The organism is Mycoplasmopsis opalescens ATCC 27921, assembly GCF_000712185.1.
Taxonomy (GTDB): Bacteria; Bacillota_I; Bacilli_A; order Mycoplasmatales; family Metamycoplasmataceae; genus Mycoplasmopsis; species Mycoplasmopsis opalescens.
Genome location: NZ_JOOB01000012.1, coordinates 40,829 through 62,226 on the forward strand (window position 1 = coordinate 40,829; position 21,398 = coordinate 62,226).

General features: G+C 29.5%; 15 protein-coding genes and 1 tRNA gene. 6 read left to right on the forward strand and 10 right to left on the reverse strand.

Features of this window, described 5'->3' with window-relative positions; genetic code table 4:
• Positions 1 to 7 precede the first annotated feature (7 nt).
• From uvrB to T385_RS0101245, 6 genes are all read left to right on the forward strand, one after another.
• A complete protein-coding gene (gene uvrB, locus T385_RS0101220) occupies positions 8 to 1,996 on the forward strand; it encodes an excinuclease ABC subunit UvrB (RefSeq protein ID WP_029905794.1) in 1,989 nt (662 codons plus the stop codon).
• Positions 1,997 to 2,035: 39 nt separating this feature from the next.
• Positions 2,036 to 4,861, forward strand: a complete 2,826-nt coding sequence (uvrA, locus tag T385_RS0101225; RefSeq protein ID WP_029905797.1) for an excinuclease ABC subunit UvrA — start codon at positions 2,036 to 2,038, stop codon at positions 4,859 to 4,861.
• Positions 4,862 to 5,018: 157 nt separating this feature from the next.
• On the forward strand, positions 5,019 to 7,004 hold the full coding sequence (locus T385_RS0101230; RefSeq protein WP_029905798.1) for a GGDEF domain-containing protein: 1,986 nt from the start codon (positions 5,019 to 5,021) through the stop codon (positions 7,002 to 7,004).
• Positions 6,985 to 7,440, forward strand: coding sequence for a 50S ribosomal protein L9 (gene rplI / locus T385_RS0101235; protein ID WP_029905800.1), 456 nt, complete (start codon positions 6,985 to 6,987; stop codon positions 7,438 to 7,440). The genes T385_RS0101230 and rplI overlap by 20 nt, the downstream gene beginning before the upstream one ends.
• On the forward strand, positions 7,430 to 8,860 hold the full coding sequence (dnaB, locus tag T385_RS0101240; protein ID WP_029905802.1) for a replicative DNA helicase: 1,431 nt from the start codon (positions 7,430 to 7,432) through the stop codon (positions 8,858 to 8,860). The genes rplI and dnaB overlap by 11 nt, the downstream gene beginning before the upstream one ends.
• A gap of 1 nt (position 8,861) precedes the next feature.
• Complete coding sequence (locus T385_RS0101245) at positions 8,862 to 10,133, forward strand: CNNM domain-containing protein (protein ID WP_029905804.1); 1,272 nt, start codon at positions 8,862 to 8,864, stop codon at positions 10,131 to 10,133.
• 87 nt (positions 10,134 to 10,220) lie between these two features.
• Here the strand turns inward: T385_RS0101245 and msrB are convergent, their stop codons facing one another.
• The 10 genes from msrB to T385_RS0101295 all read right to left on the reverse strand — a co-directional run bounded on the left by msrB (position 10,221) and on the right by T385_RS0101295 (position 21,247).
• Positions 10,221 to 10,652, reverse strand: coding sequence for a peptide-methionine (R)-S-oxide reductase MsrB (msrB, locus tag T385_RS0101250; protein WP_029905806.1), 432 nt, complete (start codon positions 10,650 to 10,652; stop codon positions 10,221 to 10,223).
• 113 nt (positions 10,653 to 10,765) lie between these two features.
• A complete protein-coding gene (locus tag T385_RS0101255) occupies positions 10,766 to 12,091 on the reverse strand; it encodes a transglutaminase-like domain-containing protein (protein WP_029905808.1) in 1,326 nt (441 codons plus the stop codon).
• Positions 12,001 to 14,619 carry a rhodanese-like domain-containing protein gene (locus tag T385_RS03555; RefSeq protein ID WP_051677950.1) on the reverse strand — a complete coding sequence of 873 codons (2,619 nt, stop codon included), beginning with the start codon at positions 14,617 to 14,619 and terminating at the stop codon, positions 12,001 to 12,003. Before T385_RS03555 ends, T385_RS0101255 begins: the two co-directional genes overlap by 91 nt.
• Before the next feature lie 151 nt (positions 14,620 to 14,770).
• Positions 14,771 to 15,760, reverse strand: a complete 990-nt coding sequence (locus tag T385_RS0101265; RefSeq protein WP_029905812.1) for an NAD(P)H-dependent glycerol-3-phosphate dehydrogenase — start codon at positions 15,758 to 15,760, stop codon at positions 14,771 to 14,773.
• Between the two features lie 14 nt (positions 15,761 to 15,774).
• Positions 15,775 to 16,179 (reverse strand): hypothetical protein, encoded by a 405-nt coding sequence (locus T385_RS0101270; protein WP_029905813.1) that lies wholly within the window; start codon positions 16,177 to 16,179, stop codon positions 15,775 to 15,777.
• Positions 16,180 to 16,211: 32 nt separating this feature from the next.
• Positions 16,212 to 16,991, reverse strand: a complete 780-nt coding sequence (rsmA, locus tag T385_RS0101275; RefSeq protein WP_029905814.1) for a 16S rRNA (adenine(1518)-N(6)/adenine(1519)-N(6))-dimethyltransferase RsmA — start codon at positions 16,989 to 16,991, stop codon at positions 16,212 to 16,214.
• A complete protein-coding gene (locus tag T385_RS0101280; protein WP_029905815.1) occupies positions 16,975 to 17,745 on the reverse strand; it encodes a TatD family hydrolase in 771 nt (256 codons plus the stop codon). The genes rsmA and T385_RS0101280 overlap by 17 nt, the downstream gene beginning before the upstream one ends.
• Before the next feature lie 43 nt (positions 17,746 to 17,788).
• Positions 17,789 to 19,135, reverse strand: coding sequence for a tRNA uridine-5-carboxymethylaminomethyl(34) synthesis GTPase MnmE (gene mnmE / locus T385_RS0101285; protein ID WP_029905816.1), 1,347 nt, complete (start codon positions 19,133 to 19,135; stop codon positions 17,789 to 17,791).
• A 100-nt stretch (positions 19,136 to 19,235) separates the two neighbouring features.
• A tRNA-Gly gene (locus T385_RS0101290) sits at positions 19,236 to 19,309 on the reverse strand.
• Between the two features lie 144 nt (positions 19,310 to 19,453).
• Complete coding sequence (locus T385_RS0101295) at positions 19,454 to 21,247, reverse strand: CPBP family intramembrane glutamic endopeptidase (protein ID WP_029905817.1); 1,794 nt, start codon at positions 21,245 to 21,247, stop codon at positions 19,454 to 19,456.
• Positions 21,248 to 21,398 lie beyond the last annotated feature (151 nt).

The window sequence follows — 21,398 nt, forward strand, 5'->3', positions numbered from 1 at the left end:
TTAAGATATGTCTATATTTAAATTAAGTTCACTATATCAACCTGCCGGTGATCAGCCACAAGCTATTAATGAGCTTGTCTTAGGTATAAAATCAGGTGAAAAATACCAAGTTTTAAAAGGAGTTACAGGTTCAGGTAAAACATTTACTATAGCTAATGTTATTCAGCATTTTGACCGACCTGTGTTAGTTCTTTCACATAATAAAACTTTGGCAAGCCAACTTTATAGTGAGCTAAAAGGCTTTTTTCCAGAAAATAAAGTCGAATATTTTGTCTCTTATTTTGATTATTACCGTCCAGAAGCTTATATTCCTTCAACAGACAGTTACATTGATAAAACTAGCAAAACTAATGTTGATTTGGACGCAATGCGAATGAGTGCTGTAAACTCGATTTTAACTAGACAAGACACTATTGTTGTTGCTTCAGTTTCAGCTATTTATGGTGCCTTAAATCCTGAAGAATATGGCGGACAAATTTTTGAAATTAAAGTAGGTCAAAAATTTATACCTAGAGATTTTGCGCGCTTATTAATTCAAAAAAATTTCGAAAGAAATGATTTTGAACCAAATTTTGGCAATTTTTCACTTAAAGGTGAAGTTTTATATATTCATCCTGCTTATACAGATGAGTTTTTAATTCGCATAGATTTTTTTGATGATGAAATTGAAGCTATCAAATTAGTTGATCCAATAACTAAAAAAGTTATTTCAAACCATGAAAAATTCACAATTTTTCCTGGGGATGCTTACACTGTTGATAATGATGTAGTCGCTTATGCCATTGAAAAAATTAAAGCAGAATTGGCTCAAAGAATTAAATATTTTAAAGATAATAATGAGCTTTTAGCTGCAGAAAGAATCAAGGAAAGAACAGAAAGGGATTTGGATTCATTAGCTGAATTTGGAATTTGTCAAGGCATTGAAAACTATGCTCGCTACATGGATAAACGTGAAGAAAATGAGCCTCCTTACACACTTTTAGACTATTTTAAGGGCAAGGATCCATTAATAGTTATCGATGAATCACATATGATGATTCCGCAACTTAGGGCCATGTTTCGTGGGGACCGTTCGCGTAAGCAAACTTTAGTTGATTATGGTTTTCGTTTGCCTTCAGCTTTGGATAATAGACCATTGCGTTTTGAAGAGTTTGAGCAAAATTATGATTATCAAACTATTTATATTTCTGCCACACCAGCAGAATATGAATTAGATAAAACACATGGAGTCATAACTAAATTATTTGTCCGTCCCACTGGTTTATTAGATCCAAAAATTTTTATTCGACCTGCAACATCGCAAGTCGAAGATATTTTTGATGAATTAGCTAAGCAAAAAGAAAGAAACGAACGAACTTTAATTTTAACAACAACTAAAAAAATGGCTGAAGAATTATCTCGCTTTTTTCAAGAAAAAAAACTCAAAGTTGCCTATATTCATAGTGAATTTAATAATTTTCAACGGAATGAAATTTTAAGAAAATTGCGTCGTGGAGTTTATGATGCAGTTGTGGGAATCAATTTGCTTCGTGAAGGAATCGATCTGCCCGAAGTTAGTTTAATTATGGTTCTTGATGCTGATAAAGAAAGTTTTTTTAGAAGCACAAATAGTTTAATTCAAATTGTAGGTCGTGCAGCTAGAAATGAAAATGGTCGCGTAATTTTTTATGCAAATACCATTAGCAAAAGCATGCAAGAAACGATAAAGGATAACGAAGAAAAGAGGGCTTTGCAACAAGCTTATAACCAAAAACATAACATTATTCCTCGCACTATCATTAAGCCAATTCCTGAGCCTTATAAAGGAGAGGGAATTGAAGCAAGTATCGACTTTTTCTTAAATAGCAAAGATGAGAAAGCAAAGAAAAATAAACAAACATCGAAAGAAAAATTAATTGCTTCATTACGTGAACAAATGAATAAAGCAGCTAAAGAATTAGATTATGAAAAAGCAATAGAACTAAGGGATTTAATTTTAGAATTACAAGCAAAATAATACCAGAAGTGCTGTAGTACAGCCAATTTAGGAGCAAAAATGTCGGCAAAAGATGAAATAATTGTTAAAGGCGCAAGAGAAAATAACTTAAAAAATATTAATGTTACTTTACCAAAAAATAAATTGATTGTTTTCACAGGATTAAGCGGAAGTGGCAAGAGTTCATTAGCTTTTAATACAATCTATGAAGAAGGTAGAAGAAAATATATAGATTCACTAAGCAACTATGCGCGCTTATTTTTAGGTGGCACTTCAAAGCCTGATGTTGATAGTATTGAAGGGCTTTCGCCAGCGATCTGCATTGAGCAAAAAACCACACACAATAATCCGCGGTCAACAGTAGGAACAGTAACTGAAATTTATGATTTTTTAAGATTACTTTTTGCTCGCATTGGAAAACCTTTTTGTCCAAAACACAATATTGAAATTACAAAGCAAACAAATAAAGATATTGTTAATTCGATCTTATCGTTACCAGCAGAAAGCAAAATTCTGATTTTAGCTCCTGTTGTTGCAAACGAAAAAGGAACTCATCAAAATTTATTTGATCGGCTTAGAGCTGACGGATTTATTCGTGTGCAAGTTGATGGCAATATTTATCAGCTTGATGATGAAATAAAATTAGAAAAAAATAAGCGTCATGATATTGATTTAGTTATTGACCGCTTAGTTTTATCTAACGAAAGTGAAACGAGAGTTTCAGAAGCCGTGGAAGTAGCAACTGAATATTCTAAAGGTTTAGTAAAAGTTAGTGTAATTGGTGGTGAAACTAAAGTTTATTCAAAATTGCACTCTTGTGTTTTTAAAGATTTTGAAATGCCAAAAATCGAAACAAAACTTTTTTCATTCAATGCTCCTTTTGGTGCATGTGAACAATGTAAAGGGCTAGGTATAGATTTAAAAGCTTCATTTGATGCTCTAGTCCCCGAACCATGAAGAAGTATTAATAATGGTGCAATTAAAATTTTTGAAAATACCATCAATACACCAAATTTGGAATGACAAGAATTTGACACAATGCTTAAATATTATCAAATTGATAAAGATACGCCGATTGAAGATTTAAGCGAAGATGAGCTAAATATTATTAAATATGGTTCGCCGGATGAATTAGAATATGTCTTGACTTCAATAAATGGAAACCAAATTCGGAGAAATAAATTTATTGAAGGTATTTTAACCAAAATTGAACGCCAGTATATGGAGACTAGTTCGGAAGCTATTAGAGATTGATTAAAAAAATATATGGGCACATTCCCATGCTCTAAATGCAATGGCGCAAGATTAAATAAATATACCTTAGCTGTTAAAATAGAAAATTTAAATATTTATGATGTTACTAAAATGCCTATAGCACAGGCTTTTCAGTGAATTCAAAATTTAAAACTTTCGGAAGAAGAATTGAAAATAGCTAGATTAATTATTAATGAATTAAAATCAAGACTTCTGTTTTTAAGTGATGTAGGACTTAACTATTTAACTTTAAATCGCAATGCTGAGACTCTTTCTGGTGGCGAAAGTCAAAGAATTAAATTAGCTACTCAAATCGGGTCAAATCTATCAGGCGTTTTATACGTTTTAGACGAACCTTCGATTGGTTTACACCAAAAAGATAATCAAAGACTAATAAAAACCATGAAAAATATGGTTGAATTAGGAAATACATTAATCGTTGTCGAACATGATGAAGAAACTATTTATGCAGCGGATCATATTGTTGATATAGGGCCAGGTGCTGGAGTGCATGGTGGAAAAATAATAGCTCAAGGAAACATTCAAGACATTGCCAATGTTAAAGAATCGTTTACTGGACAATATTTATCCGGAGAAAGAAAAATAGCTGTGCCAAAAACAAGACGCAGCGGCAATGGAAAAGTTATTAGCATAATTGAAGCTTCAGAAAATAACTTAAAAAATATCAATGTTAAAATACCTCTTGGCAAATTCATCTGTGTTACAGGGGTTTCGGGATCAGGTAAAAGCTCACTTGTTAATGAAATTCTAGTTAAAGGAGCAGAAAAAGTTATTAACAAAAGCAATATTAAAGTTGGTAAATTTAAATCAATTAATAACTTAAAAGAAATCGATAAGGTTGTTGCTGTTTCACAATCGCCAATCGGTAGAACTCCGCGTTCTAACCCTGCAACTTATACTTCTCTTTTTGATGAAATCAGAGATTTATTTGCTTCTACTCAAGAAGCTAAAGCTCGTGGTTTTACTCGAAGCCGCTTTAGTTTTAATGTTTATGGTGGTCGCTGTGAAAAATGTTCTGGGGATGGATTAATTAAAATTGAAATGCATTTTCTGCCTGATGTTTACATAATGTGCGATCAATGTGAAGGTAAAAGATATAACCGCGAAACTCTTGAAGTTAAATATCGCTTAAAAACTATTAGCGATGTTTTGAATATGACTGTTGACGAAGCTTTAATTTTCTTTGATGGACGCGCAAAATTAATTCAAAAATTAAAAATCTTGCAAGATGTTGGATTAGGCTACATTAAGCTTGGTCAACCTTCAACCACTTTATCAGGTGGAGAAGCACAAAGGGTAAAATTAGCTACATATTTACAAAAACAGGCTACAGGCAAAACTATTTACGTCCTCGATGAACCAACTACAGGTTTACATACTTATGATGTGCAAAATTTATTAAATGTTTTAAATCGCATTGTTGATAAAGGTGACACAGTATTAGTTATTGAACATAATTTAGATGTGATTAAATCTTGTGATTATGTTATTGACTTAGGGCCTGATGGCGGAGATGGTGGTGGCTTTCTAGTTGCAGCCGGCACACCTGAACAAGTAGCTAAAGTTGAACATTCTTATACCGGTCAATTTCTTAAAAAGCTTGTAGCATAGCTATTTTGGAAACAAAAAAATATTTTATTTACTAAAAAAATAATAATCATGAATGAATTTATTTCATTTATTCATGATTATTTTTATTTTTTAAATGTTGCTATTCTAGTTTTGCCATATTACTAATAAAATTAAATTCTTAATATATAATATAAATATGTATTTATCTAATAAGAAAAAACGATTATATTATACCGCTTTAACTTTAATTGGTGGTATAGTAACCGTTGCATCATTTTTACTTCTTATAGTAAGAAATAAAGACAAGTTATTTTTGGCAATTTCAATTATTGCAATGATTTTTGGACTAGTATTCACAGCAGTTTTTACTGCCTTATTAATTGAAAATTCACTACGTCGTAGTGCAATAAGTAAAAAATCATTTAGCAGATATATTGATAATATAGTAGCTGATGAAATGGGTGTAATAATTTATGATAATACTGGAACTATAATATGAGTTTCATCTTTTATTAATCGTCGTTTTAAAGGCGGATACTCTGGAAATACCTTATTAGAATTTTATAAAGACGTAAAAGTTGATTTTGATGAAAAAGCTATAAATAGCCAGTTTTGGTATGAAAACAATTATTATGAAGCCACATTAAATCCATTTAAAAACTACTTAAAAATTGTTGATAAAACTTTAGAAAGAAGAAGCATAACTACTTATGAACAAGAAATACCTGTTTTAGGTGAATTAGAAATTGATAATTATCAACTTTTTCAATCTATTATTTCTGATGAAGATTTATATAATGTAACAAAAAATGTTATTCAAACATTAGATTACTTAAGCAATAAATATAATTTTGTTTATAGACAATACAATGATAATGGACGTTTTCTTATTTTGACTAATAAGCTTGTTTTACAGCAACTTGAGAAAGATGAGTTTAAAGTTTTTGCAGCATTACATGATTGTATGAAAACTGATAACAAAGACTTTATGGTCTCAGTAAGTATTGGTTTTGCATTAGGCACAATGTCGTATAAAGAAAAAAATGAATTAGCTAAAAAAGCATTAATGCAAGCCCAAAGCCGTGGTGGTGATCAAATAGTTATTATGGGTGATATGCTGCCTACTCGTTATTATGGTTCAACAAACGAGATATTACCAACTTTAGATAGAACTAAGAGTAAAGTCTTTTCTAAACGCATTGGGAATAAACTTAGCAATCCTATGATTAAAAATGTTCTTGTTTTTGGTCATAAAAATGCCGACCTAGACGCTCTCGGAAGTGCCTATGCTACAGTTAAATTAGCTGAAAGTTACGGTATTGAAAACTGTAAAATAGTAGGCAAAACATTTGACAACACATGTCGACAATTACTTAGTAAATATCCAGATAAGTTCGAAAAATATATTATTAAAAATATACGAAGCCAAAAATATGATCCAAATGAAACAGCGATCTTTATTGTTGATATTGCCTACCCTGATGGCACAGATTTTCCAGACTGTTTAGAAAATATGCTCAGTGATAATGTTTTTGTTATTGATCATCACCGCTTAAGAAGTCCTATTAATTTCACTAACAAAAGTAATACCTTAGTAGATCCATCCGCTTCTTCAGCAAGTGAATTAATAAGCGAAATAATAATCTTTACTGAACATGCGATTAAAGTGGAGCCATTTACAGCTCAAATGTTACTTAATGGTATTTACTTAGATACTACATTATTCCAAAAGAAAACATCGGCAAGAACGTTTGAAATAGCAGCATGGTTAGAAGGCAGAGGGGCTAATTCAGTTGAAAGTTCAGAAACATTAAAAATTTCTCCAACAAATTATGAAAACGTTGTGGAATTATTAAATAATATCCAAGAAGTAAAACCTGGTTTTTACTTAGCTTATAAAGATATACCGGTTGCAAATGATTTAGTCAGTGTTGCAGCTGATGAAATATTAAGAATTGGTGGTCGAAAAGCGAGCTTCGTTGTTGCAGCCACTGAAGACAGGAAGGGTTATAAGCTTTCTGCCCGAGGAATAGGCACAAATGTGCAAAAAATTTGTGAAGCTGTTGGTGGAGGTGGACATTTCTCATCAGCCGCAGCCGTAACAAATGAAAATTTAGAAACATTTATAGACAATATTAAACAAGCAATAGTGAGTGTGAAAGATGAAAGTAATATTAATTAAAGATTGTAAGGACGGGAAAGCAAATACCGTTATTGAAGTATCAAATGGCTATGGAATGAACTTTTTAGTTGCAAAAGGTTTTGCTAAACCATATAATTTTCAAACTGAAAAAGAACTGCAAAAACGTTTGAATGAATTAACATCAAACGAAATGGAGACAAGACGAGAAGCCTTATTACTTAAAGAAAAAATTGAAAAAGAAAAATTAACTTATGTTTTAGATGCAAAAATTGATAATAACGGTAACGTAATAACTCATAAATCGATTTCAACTAAAGATATAATGAAAGATTTAAGCAAATTAGGCTATAAATTAGATAAATACGCAGTTCAAAAAGTTCATATTGTAAGCAATGGAACACACGAAGTTAAAGTTTACGTGTACAAAGATATAAAAGCAAAAATACAAGTTGAGGTGAAATTCAATGCAAAGTAATGAAGGTATACCCAATATAACTAATTCACAACATCGAGACGATGAATTAGAAGCAAAAATACTTGGCATTGTGCTGTCGAATAACCGATACGCTGATCAGATTTTACCCTTCCTCCTCCCAGAGGATTTCGCAAATATATCATACCGTCACTTTTTTGAAGTGATTGTTTATTTATATAAAAATGCTATTACTATTAACGACTATCAAATATTTGAACATACTAAGCAAAATCCTAAAAGCCTTGTAAATAAGGCACTTTTGATGGAATTATATAATTCTGCTGGTTTAGTTTCAAATATTCAAAGCTACTTAGAAAAGCTCGTAAAATTAACAAAATTACGCAAAATCGCCTCTATTGAAAGAATTATAAGTGCCAAATTAAGCAAAGATAGCGGGTTAGTTCAAGAAGATGAAATTGTCTCATCTATTCAAGAAGTTTTATATGACATTGATCGTAATAATTTTTCGCAAGACTTTTTACCAGCTTCTAAAGTTAGTCATTCATTCTATCAAGATTTAGAACGCCAGCGTTCACTTGATATGCATGATATTAATGGTATAGCCACTAGATATGCTGAATTTGATAATATCACACAAGGTCTCCATGGCGGCGAGCTAATAGTTTTAGCCGCTCGTCCAGGAATGGGTAAGACCGCTTTTGCATTAAATATTGCCACTAATATAGCATCAAGTAAGGATCGTGATGGTCGCACACGAAAAGCAGCTTTTTTCTCACTTGAAATGGCTCCTAAACAATTAATGATTCGTATTTATTCTTATATATCAGGCATTGAATTAACAAAATTAAAGCGACCACAAATGCTAACAGATGAAGATATGTATACAACTATCACTTCAGTTAAAAATAATGTGATTGAAAAACTTAATTTGTTTATAGATGATACGGTTGATAATGACATTGACACAATAATATGAAAATGTCGTAGACTTCACAAAGTTGACAAGCTTGATTTAATCGTAATTGACTATATGCAACTAATTTCAATTAAAGGTAAAGCTGGTGATAACCGCCAACAAGAAATTACTAAAATATCTCGCCGTTTAAAAGCCCTGTCTTTAGAGCTTAATGTTCCCATTTTAGTCCTATCACAGCTAAATCGGCAAACTGAGAACCGGGAAAATAAGAGACCTCTATTAAGTGATTTACGTGAATCTGGAGCCATAGAGCAAGATGCCGACTTAGTATTATTTTTATATCGCGAAGAATATTATGCTTCTATGCGTCGTAAAGATGAAACTAATCCTGAAAACGAAGCTTTAGCTAAAATTCATGGTGAGCCAATCGAATTAATTATTGCAAAGCATCGTAACGGTGCTACAGGTGTAATTAAACTAGGTTTTGTGCCTTATACTGGTAAATTTAATGATCTTGGCCACAGAATCGAAAGCGAGATTTAGAATGATTTACCTGTATAGTGCCCTATCTGCCTTATTTATAGTACTTTCAGCAATTTTTAGTGCTTGTGAAACAGCTTATACTAGCTTAAATCCAGGCAAGATTGAAAAGATGATTGAAAACAACGAATTTGGTTCAAAGATTATCAAAAAACAATATAGCTTCTTTAATCAAACCCTTAGCACTATTTTAATATGCAATAATATTGTTAATATCGCAGCTTCTTCAACTTTTTCATTCATATTAAGTTCTTCTTTATCAGAAATAAACAAAGATTATAATGTTTTAATTTCAACTGCAGTAATGACTCCAATTATTGTTCTTGTCAGCGAAATAACACCAAAAATTATTGCTAAAGCAAAACCAGTTCAAACTGCTAAGGCTTTTTGCATAATCCTATTAGCAATGTACTACATTTTGTTCCCAATCACCTATCCATTAGGCAAAATTGGTAAAAAAATTTATGTTACAAATGATGAAGAAGAAGTTAAAGGATTAATCACTGTTGCGCAAAATGAAGGTGTTTTAGAAGCAGAAGAAAGTATGATGGCTCAAAATGCTTTAGCGCTTGATAGCATAAAAGTTCGTTCTCATTATGTTAAGATGCGAGACGTTACTTGTTTAAGTGCCAACGATAATGTTGCTAAAGCTTTAGAAGTATTCAATGACACACATTATAGTCGTATTCCAGTTAAAAAAGATGACCAATTTATTGGAATTGTAATATTTAAAGATATTGCTTTTACCCAAAAAGGTAGAGTTATTAATTTCTTAAAAACTGTTCCCAATGTTTCCGCTAATTCAACACTTTCAAGTGCTTTAAAAACTATGCGTCGCGCTCAAGCACAAATGGCTTTTGTGCTTGAAAATAATTCATCTGTTACCCCAATTGGAGTTATCACAATTGAAGATATTATTGAAGAAATTATCGGCGAAATATATGATGAATATGACCAAGAAGAGGTTGAAGAAATCTTTGAAATTAGTTTAGATCATTTCATTGTTTCGCAACATGTTCAAATGCGCAAATTACTTAAAACAACTAAAATTGATTGAGAACTTGATGAATCAGAATATGAAATATCACTTGGCGAATTCTTAGAAAAGAAAATGGCTAAGAAGCTTTCGCGAAGTTTAAACTATGAACTCGAAGATGTTTATTTCAAAGCCTCGAAAACTCAAAAAAACTACAAAAAAGATTTACGTATTGAAATTCATATCGGTAACCAAGCGGAAATTAAGCAAGATGAAACTACGATTTATAATGAAGGATAATTAAAGATTTAATTAATATTAATAAAATAAAAAAATCTCACATTGGATGAGATTTTTTTTATTGCGCTACAGTATTTTTGGTAATTTTTAATCAAAAAGTTTTTTTAGTGCCCCGTATCCCTCTTTATCCATATCATCAAAGGCAATAAATCTTAATGAGCCTGAATTAATGCAATATCTTAATCCGCCTTTATCTTTAGGGCCATCATTAAAAACATGACCTAAATGTGATGAAGCATTAGTGCTTTTAACTTCGGTTCGTATTAAATTGTGTGATAAATCCTCGAACTCGCTAATAACTTCATTATTAATTGGTTTGCTAAATGCTGGTCATCCACAGCCAGAATTAAATTTGTCTGTTGACTTGAATAATGGTGTACCATCAACAATATCGACGTATATTCCTTTTTCAAAATGATTATCATATTCATTTTCATAAGGCTTTTCTGTGTATGATTCTTGAGTTATTTTATATTGTAATTCAGTTAATTCTTTTAATCTTTTTTCTTTATCAAACATTGGTTTTCTCCTTTATTTTTTTTATTATAAACTGATTTGAAAACAAAAAAAGTAAAAAAATCGACTTTTTTTAAGTCGATTTTATAACTTTTGGTTTTTTTCTAATTTTCTATTTATTTACGAATCTTGTTTAGAACTTCATCAAGTTTTTTTGAATAACTTTCTATTTCGCTTTGGCTTAAATTTTTACTTTTAAGTTTAGTTTCAATTTCTTTTCTTAGATTATCGAATTCAACTCTTAAAGTTTTAGCTTTATATTTTTCATTAGGCTGATCTTTGTAAATATATGTCCCAGCTTCTAATCGACTAATTCATAGTTTTTTTGTTAGTGTTTCAATTGTATTATTTTCAATTAAAGGTTTAATAGTTTCATCTTGTGTAATATCGATTACTAAGTCTTCACCACCGTGTGGGTTTTGAATTCTTAATTTATTTTCAAAAATACTCATAACATTGATTCTTACAGTGATATTTTTTAATTTATCTGCAATATCTGTTTTAGTTCAAGTTTTATTATTTTCTGATAAAACAAAGAATTGGTGTTTACTTGTTTCATCTCACTTATAAATGAAATGCATATTTTTATAAGAAACTACTGAAGTATGATTGATTGAACTTAAAAAAATATCTTTATCAAAGATTTTAGCTACTGGATCATCACTTAAATGTACTTTATTAGCTTCCATAACTAATTCAAATTGGTTTGATTGTAATTCGGCTCTAAATAAGCCAACTTTAGTTGATGAGTTTGGTTTATTTTTATCCACAAAATAAGTAAATACATATCAATATTGACCAACTTTAAAGAAATTAGACGCTTGCTTGATTGAAATTTTATAATATGCATTTTGAGGCTGACTAATCATTAGTAAATTTTTATAATCGTCATCAGCCATTTCCTGGTTTTTGTACAAGGTATCAATTGGTAAATTATGTTCCATTAATCAACCACTATAAGTCGTTGCATTACCATAATATTTTATATTGCTTTTTATTGGTCTTAAAAATTTATTATGTCAATCACGCTTCATGTCTTGACCAAAATGGTAGCCATTAGGTGTAAAAGGTTTTTCCACTTGTTCAGCATCGATATGTAAAATATCTAAATATCTTCAATGTGGCTTGTCTTCTTTTTTCATTTGAAGCTTAACTCAAATAAATTCGTGCAGACCATTATTACTTACTTTAGGATATGCAGGCACACCAACTATATTAAGTAATAAAGCGCCTAATCAAGAATAATGTTGACATACTGCCTTAAATTGATTTGAATTATTTTCATATCCTGTTTCTAAAACTTTATCGATTGAAAAATTAGACATCTTTTCATCATAGACCAATCTATCAGCTACATAACGGCTAATTGCAAAAGCTTTTTCTTGAGGTGTGTAATCACTTTTAACAACTTGTAAGCCGTATTGATAAATTGAATAAATCAATTTTTATATTTTTGATCCCAAATTAAGCTGTTTACAATAGTTTTAGGAAATTCTGGGTGATTTTTATTTTTATATTTTGAAAAGCTTAATAGTTTTATAAATTGATCATCATATTCAGTTTCATCTTCATTTAAGCTTATTGATTCTGTTTTAAATCTAGTTCCATAGAATCCACCTTGCACATAAGCATGATCTACTCAATCATTTGCAAATCATTCCAACATTGCATCAACCATAAATCTAGCATGATAATTAGCTTTTTCTACACGATAAGTATGATATTTATCATCATCAATAAATTGATTAAATAGTTCTCTTAATTCTTTGATTTCTGCTTCTTTATCAGTGAAATTATTTAATTTTCTTTCGATGATTAACTCATCTTCAGCCGCTACAATATCTCTTTTTGGAACTCTGTTTATATCTTTAGGGTATTGTTTTTTAATTTCTTCATATTTACCATAATATGGATCAAAAGTATTGTTTGGATCATCTGGTATTGTTAAATTTTCATCTAAAGTTGAAATAGTTCCCTTGATTTTATTTACTCATGAACTAGCTTGAGCAGAATTACTTAAAAACATTGTGAAATTAAGCTCTTCATCTAAAATGAAGCATTGTGGAATTCCTGAAGCATCAGGAACTAATTGAATTAATTTTTTTTGTGAATCTCTAAATAAGACTGTATCTTTAAGTTTTTCGGCTCCATTATCTTTGACAAATTGTTCTCAATTTGAGCCGTTACTTTCCATACCATAAACTAAATTGTACTCAAGTGAGCTCAAGTCTTTATTTTTATATTCATCTAGTTTTTTAATGCATCATTGGCAATGAGTTGAACCTAAAAATACTACAGTTGGCTTAGTTTTGTCTTTTACTATCTCGCTTAATTTAATCATTGTTCCATCAGATTTTTGCAATTCCATATTTTTTAATGCTTTTGCATAACTGTGTTTTGAATATTTTTCAGCATCACTAGGCAATTGTTTCATTTTTTGGCGTTGTTCAAATGTTCGATATTTAGTTAAGTTGCTATCATCGATTTGATTATCACTATCATCTGGTTGCTGTTGATCATCTTGTGGATTTTCTGGTACAATTGGCGAAATTGGTTCACCATTTTTTTTAGTTAATTCATCTGAAAATGAAGCAGATAATTTTTTGTTAACTTCAGTTAAAAATGGATCAATTGTTGTTGAATCAACACCAAACATATTAATTATTTGTCCATATTCATCTAATAAAACAAACTTAGGTGTAGTTTTAAATTCTATTCTGTCTCTTCAAATAAAGTCATAAGCATCATAATATGTATTTTCTTTTAAATGCCCTAAATTCTCTTGATCTAAAACTTTTTCTGAATCTGCAATCGATGATTTTGTATCATTTTCGCTTATTGAAGTCATAACTTTGACATAGTTATAATTATCGGTATTAACTTTATCCATTAATTTTAATGCATCTAAACAAGCTAAACATGTGGTTGAAGCAAATAAAACAAGTGTTTTTTTGCCATTATTAGCTAATTGGTTAATTTGAACTTTTTCAGCTTTATTATTCGCTAAAAAGTACTTGAATAAGCCATTTTGGTAATTTTTTGTTAAAAATTCATCATTTAATTCTGCTGTTTTTGACTTTGAAAAATGATCGAAAGCTTTATTGTTTGCGTAATCATCATAAGTTTTTTGTGTTTTCGTTTGTGAAAGTTCAAAAACATAAGTTGCATAGCCATGATATTTATCATTTGTTAATGTTTCAATTTGGATTGTGTATTTTTTATCATTTTCAAATGTGATATTTTCAAAAATATCTTTAATATTTTTTTCAAAATTATTTTCTAGTTTAGCTAATTCTTTTTTAGCTAATTCTTTATCATCTGCAAATAATTTAAAGGTAAAATCTGAAACGTGATTAATTGAGCCTGCACCAATATTGGTCAAATCAAGCTTAATTTTAGCTTCGTTAATGTTTTTAAAAATATTTGTAGCATTTTTTACTCTTAGTTCTGTAACAACTTTTTGCTTTTCAGGGGTTGTGATGGGTTTGCCTTCCTTAGCTCATTGGGTATAGCCACCATTCATTCAATAAATGTAATCAAAACCCATTTCTTTAATTTCTTTAGCCGCTTTTTGTGATCTATTTTGGGTTCGACAATATATTAGATAAGTTTTTTTCTTATCTAGTTTATTAATTTCAGCTGCAAAAGTTTTACGGTTATTGTAGCTAATTTTAACTGGATTATCGATGTAGCCTTCTTCTCATTCTCCAGGGTCGCGAACATCAAGAAGCACAAAATCAGCGTTATTTTTGTTTTTCATTATTAAATCCAAAGCTTCATTGGTTTCAACTTTAGTTATAAATGGTGTTTTTTGGTCGCTTTCATTTGGATCTGGATTAGGTTTTGGATCTAAATTATCATCTCCAGGCTTTTTATCTGGATCTTCTTTTTTATCACAAGATATTACAGTTGCAGCTAATAGTGATGTACTAGCTACAGGGATAAGCGATAATAGTATTTTACGTTTCATGATTTCTCCTTAATTAATTTATAAGCTTATTGTAATATATATGTAAATGTTTTCACTATTTCATAATAATATTTTTTTAAGCGAATTTGCCTGTATTATAGACCTTTTGAGAACAAAAAAAATAACTTAAGGAGCTAAGTTATTTTTTTGTTTAGATTATTTCGAAGTTGCAAATTTCTTTTTCACTTTTGCCATGATACAAGATATCTACAATGTTTTTTAAAAATGGTGCTTTTAGTTTTGGATTGTTAGTAAGCATCTTATCCAAAGTTTTTGCAGCATAATAACCTTCTACGACTTTTGTATTTTTTTGAAGTGCTTCTTCAAGGCCAAATTCGGCAATTAGTTTGCCAAAGGAAAAGTTTCTGCTCTTTTCTGATGTACAAGTTAATAAAGTATCACCTAAAGCTGATAATTGCAATGCAACCGAAGCACAAGAATGCGGATTGAAATGTTTATAAATATTAAAAATTTCGTTAACACCAATCGTAACTAAGGCGGCTACAGTATTTTTAGCTTCAAAAAAGTAATTTGCAATCGAAACTCCGATAGCTAAAGTATTTTTAAATGCTGCATAATATTCTGCGCCATGTTCATCTTCAGTTGGGACTAATTTAAAGTAATTATTGTTAAAAGTTTGCGCTATAAGCTGATTGAATTCTTTATTTTTACCAACAACATTTGCCATTGTTAATAAATTATCGAATACTTCAACTGCAAAAGAAGGACCAATCAATGATGCAAAAGAATTTAAATTATTTTTAAAATGGTTGTAAATAAAATTACTTAACGGTTCGCTTGTTTCATAATCAAAACCCTTCGCCACAGATAAAATATTAGCTTTTTTAGAGCCTAAAACTTTAGTTAATTGAGTTAAAACATTTTTAATCGCTACAGATGGAACTGCCAAAACAACAAAATCTGCTCCCTCAACAACTTCTTCCATTTTTAAGCTTGCTGTAATGTTTTTGGGGTTATTGAATTTTTTTTCACCAAAAAAAGCTGTATTTACACCATTATTGATGTCATTAACTTCTTTTTCATTAATTCCTCACATTTTAACTTTGTGGTTATTAAAAGATAAAACTGAAGCTAGCGCACTACCCCATGCACCAGTTCCTAAAAATGCTATTGTTTTCATAATTTCTCCTGAATTTATTTTACAAAATTATTAAATTTTTTCAGTGCATTTAAATCAAAAATCGCAAGTTTATAAAATTTATAATATTTTAAAGCTTTTTGATGGTCAGCTAAAGCTAATTCACATTTTATGGCCTTAATTATGGTTAAAAAAGCAATAAATTTACAAGTACATAAAAATACTGAAATTCCTATACTAATACCAAGAAAAACTAATCCCAAGATAATATATCATTCATTTGATTTTGACAGAGTTATGATCATTGTTCACGAAAGTGCGAGCAAAATCATAATTCAAAATCACATTATGCCAAGAATTGAATAACGTTTAACTTTATTTTGAAAATATGTTCTTTGTTCGTTGTATGTTTTAAGATCATCAGCAAAATCTGCTTCATAAATATATTGATAAGAATGCATAAAAGTCCTTGTCTACAGTGCTTTTGGTAAAATTATTTTTCTAATAATCGATATAATTCAACAATTTGCTCTAAATCAAGTTGTTGAACTCTTATATTTGAATCAAAATTAAGTTTCTCGTATGCATCTATAATTTTTTCATTTGGATATTGAGTTAATAATGCATAGGTTAGTTTTTTTCTTCTTGCTAAAAAGCATAATTTAAAAAAATCTTTGATTTTTGAAAAATTATCTTCGGCTTGCTTATTAAATGTTAGTGTAACAATGGCGGATTCGACATTAGGTGTTGGTTTAAAACAGTTTCTAGGAACAATAAAATTTAATTCAACATTTGACAAATACTGCACAGTTACAGATAATTTAGAATAATTTGGGCTATTTTTTTTGGCTATCAATCTTTGGGCAACCTCGTATTGAACCATTAAGACTGCTTTAGTAAAATTTTGATAATTATCAAGTAATTTAAAAATGATGTCGCTAGTAATATAGTAAGGAATATTACCAATAACAATTGTATTTTTATAATTAGATAAATCATATTCTAAAAAGTTACCAGCTATTAATTGCTCAGGTTTCAAGATTTTTTGGGTAGTTAAAACATCTATCATATCTTTATCGATTTCATAACCAACAAAAGAGTTTGCTATTGGTTCAATAAATTTAGTGATAGCGCCCCTTCCAGGTCCAATTTCAATAACATCTTTACCTTGTGCGTCAATAGTACTTACTATTTTTTTAATAATATTTGGATCTTGCAAGAAATTTTGTCCATATTTTTTCTTTGCAAAAACATTTTTATTTGATTTTAACATCTAAATTAAAGAAGCCTTTCGCATTTTTTATAACTTGAAAAGCTAACTTTTCAAGTGGCATTTTTTTAATTCCTGCAATAAAAGTTGTTACATATCTTACATAATTTGAATAGTTTTTTTCACCTCTTTTATGTGCCGGTGCCAAATAAGGCGCATCAGTCTCAGTTAGAATACTTTCAACAGGTAAAAAATCGATAACTTCAACTAGATGTGAACTATTTTTATAAGTTACGATGCCACTGAAGCTAAAATAGCAACCTAATTCATAGAATTTTTTAGCTCATTCAATTGTTCCACTTCAAGTATGAATCATAAATTTAACATTTGGAAATTGGCTTAAAATCTCATAAAGATCTTCATAAGAATCACGCATATGAATTACAACTGGTAAGTTGTGTTTTTCAGCAACTTTAATTTGTGCTATTAATGATTCTTTTTGCATTTCTGGCGTAGTTGTATCTCAATAATAATCTAAACCAATTTCACCAATTGCTTTAATTTCATCTGTTATTAATGTCTCTAATAAAGCACCATCATTTGCTCCAGTCACGCATGTTGGGTGAATTCCAATTACTGGTCAAGTGTAATCGAATTTACGACAAAATTCGATTACTTCAACATTTTCTTTCATTTCGCAACCTGTTACCATCATAACTTTTACGCCTTTGTTATAGGCGTTTTGGACAACTTTTTCAGGGTCTTCATAGTATACCTTTAATGGGTGTGTATGAGCATCGACGAATTTGATAGACATTTTTCTCCTTTGTTTCAAAATCACTATAGCACGGTGATTTTGGTTATTTTCCTAAACAAAAATTTTTAAACATTTCATCAAGTAATAATTCATTATCTGCTCGACCATTAATATCAACTAAGTTAGATCAGGCAGCCCTTAAGTCCACAATTACTAAATCATAATAATAACCTTCATTTAATGAATTTAATGCATCAAGCAAATTGCTCTTTGCTGCCTTAATTAATGATAATTGGCGTGCATTTCCTAAATAATATTGATCTTCTAAATTGATATTTTCAAAGACTTTAGCTAAAGCTTCTTTAAGATCTAAAACATCGTTATTTAAGGCACTGATAGAAATTGAATTTTGATCAATTTTATTAGTTTGATCTTTTTTATTTTTTACCAAAAGTATAGGCTTACAGTACTTTTGGGCAGTTTCAGTGATGAGCTTATCATATTCATTATCATCTTGTGCATAGTCTTTTACGTGAACAATAATATCGGCTTTATTAATTTGCTCAATCGAACGGTTAATTCCAATTTTTTCAATTAACTCCTCACTATCTCTCATCCCGGCTGTATCGATTAATTTAAATAAAAAGCCTTTATATTGATATTGAGTTTCAATAATATCTCTTGTGGTTCCCGCAATATCTGTAACAATAGCTTTTTCTTCGCCAACTAAAGCATTTAAAATCGAAGATTTACCAACATTTGGTTTGCCTAGAATAGCGACTTTTATTCCGTCAAATATGAAGCGACTGCTTTCACTGGCTTCCACTATTTTTTCGATTTTTTCTAAGTAATTTTTAACTCTTTTTATCAATCTTTCATCAATAACATTTTCAATATCTAAGTATTCGGGATAATCAATATTTACTTCTATTTCACCTATAGTATAGGCTAATTTGTCAATTAGTTCATCAATTAGTTTAATAGTTATAGAATCAAAATTTTTAAAAGCAAATTCAGCTTGTCTTACTGTCGAAGCATGGATTAAATCATTAATAGCTTCAGCTTTTCTTAAAGACATTTTGCCATTTAAAAAGCTTCTTCTAGTGAATTCTCCAGGTGTAGCTAACCTAGCTCCATTAGCTAAAATTAATTCCAAAATACGATGCGTAATTACGACACCACCGTGGCAATTTATTTCAACAGTATCCTCGCCAACAAAATTATTTTTTCCTAAAAATCAGCTTATTAAAACCTCATCGATTTTTTCATTATTAGCTAAATTATCAATAATGTAGCCATAAGTTATGGTGCTATTTTTACCAACTTTACCTGTAAAAATTTTTTGCACAATTTTTACAGCGTCAGAGCCACAAACTCTAATAATTGAGATGGCTTGATTGATTTTTCCGCCACTAGAAATGGCTGCAATAGTATCATTAATATTAAACATATCTTAATTTTACATTAAAAATAATATATTAATTATTTATATATAAATGTCTCTAAAAAGCAATAAAAAATGCCTAATGGGCATGGTGTATGTGAACAAATGGAGCGGATGACGAGAATCGAACTCGCATAGTCAGCTTGGAAGGCTGAAGTTCTACCATTGAACTACATCCGCATGCACAATATTATATATTAAAGTTTATTTTTTATAAGATTTTTTTATTTTTTGTATTGTGCTTAAAATTTCTAGTTTTTTTATAATATTAGAGCTTAAATTAGGATAAAAAAACATTATAAGGATGACTTATAATGTTTATAACTAAAAAATGAAAATTGACTGAAATAATGATTCTACAATGGTTTTGGTTTGAATATGCTTCATTTTTTCATATGCTGCCGTGTTTTTGATTTTGCCTATGATTAATTCATAAAATTTATGCGAATATTCAGTAGGAATTTTATCTTTTAAACTAAATTCAACTCAATTTTCTGTGTTTATGTTTTTCTCTGTATATTTATGATTATCGTTTTTAGCTATTGAAAAGGTGATCGGTGTTTTATTAAAATTAACTCCTAAGTTTTTAAATTGTTTTTTAAATCCATCAACTTGTTTATCGATGCTGAGAATTAATTTATTGAAAGATTGAAAATCAATTTTTTGAATTAGATTAGCTACAATGTTGTAAAAAATTGGAGCTAAAATTTCATCTGATGCAACTTTTTTAAATTCATCAAAAACTATTTTAAGTGAATTAGAAATTTGTTCATTAATTTTTTGTTCAGGATCATTTTCAGTTTTAGTTTTGATATTATTGTTCTTTGTAAATCAAGGGTAAAAAACTATTTCAATTTTTTTCTCTTTGTTTTTTATGTTTGATTGCTCGTTTGCTAACTTAATTTTTGGAAGGCTTTTACTAATTGTATTTGTTAATAGAAATGAAGAGGCATTTATGTCTCGACCTTCAAATTCATCAATATTAAAATTGTCGAATAAATCTTTATATCTTTTTTTAAATTCTTCAATTGTTTGTTTTTCTTCTTCGGATAACTCTTCATTATGTTTAGTTTTATTAGCTATTTCTTTATATTTATCGATGTTTTTAATTTCCTTTTTGATATCTTGTTTTTCTTTTTCATCTAAGGCTAATTTATCGCTTAGTTCATCGATAACACGGATTGCATCTTCCTTATTTTTGATGTTTTGAATTTTTTTTCGAACTTCATTATCATTTAATACTTCTCTTTTTTCATTCATAAGTTTGTTAAGGTTTAAACCAGGAATATCATATCCAGTTAAAATGAATTCATAATTACCATCGCTTGTTAATTTTTGATCAGTTATCAACTTAAAACCGTTTTTAATATTATCAAAATTACTAATAATATTATTGGCTGAAGCAACTGCTTCTGTTATAGTTGAAAGTGAACGAGCTTGGTTAAATGATAAAATTTTAATGCTACTTTTTAATATGTTGTGATTAGTATTATTTTTATGCACTAAGCCTAAGGTTGCGATATCAGAAACATATACAACTCTTGGAATTGCAATTGCTAAGCAACCTACACTACCAATAATACGTGAAGTTGCGCTTATCCTTCTCTTTTTTGGTTGAGATTTTTGCATACTTAAATCAGAAATACCAAGACTATTAGTGTCTAATGCTTGTTTTTCCTTTTCGTTTTGTTTTCTCTTCTGTTGTTTTTTCATTATGGCTATAATGGTTATAAAAATAAAAAAGCCAATAATGTATATTATAGTCATTACGATGAAAATAATAATTGTGTTTAAAAATCAAAGAACGTTTTCTAGACCACCATACTGAGCCAGATATTCTTCAAGCCTTATTGATTTAAGAATTTTTTCAAATTCAAATATTTTTTTTCCTGCTAAATAAGCAACTAAAATACCTAAACATAAGCCTACTACAGTAGTAATGGCTAAATAAATAAAACCCTTAATTCCATGCACTAAACCGAAAATTAAGAATATTATTAATACTAAAGCAATAATTATTGATAATATCATTGTTGCTCAGGCGCTGTTACCAAACTTTAGTCATTTTTCTAGAAAATTCGATAATTGATTATTTAAATTTTGATCAAAATTAGGCATATCCCCCCCTTTTTTTTACAATAAAACATATTATAGACGTAATATTAATTATTCTCATAATTCTATTGATAAATAATTATTTGAAAGATATTTGAAAAAAGTAAAAAACAATAGTTTTTTTGTGATATATTTATAAAAAACGAAAGGAAAT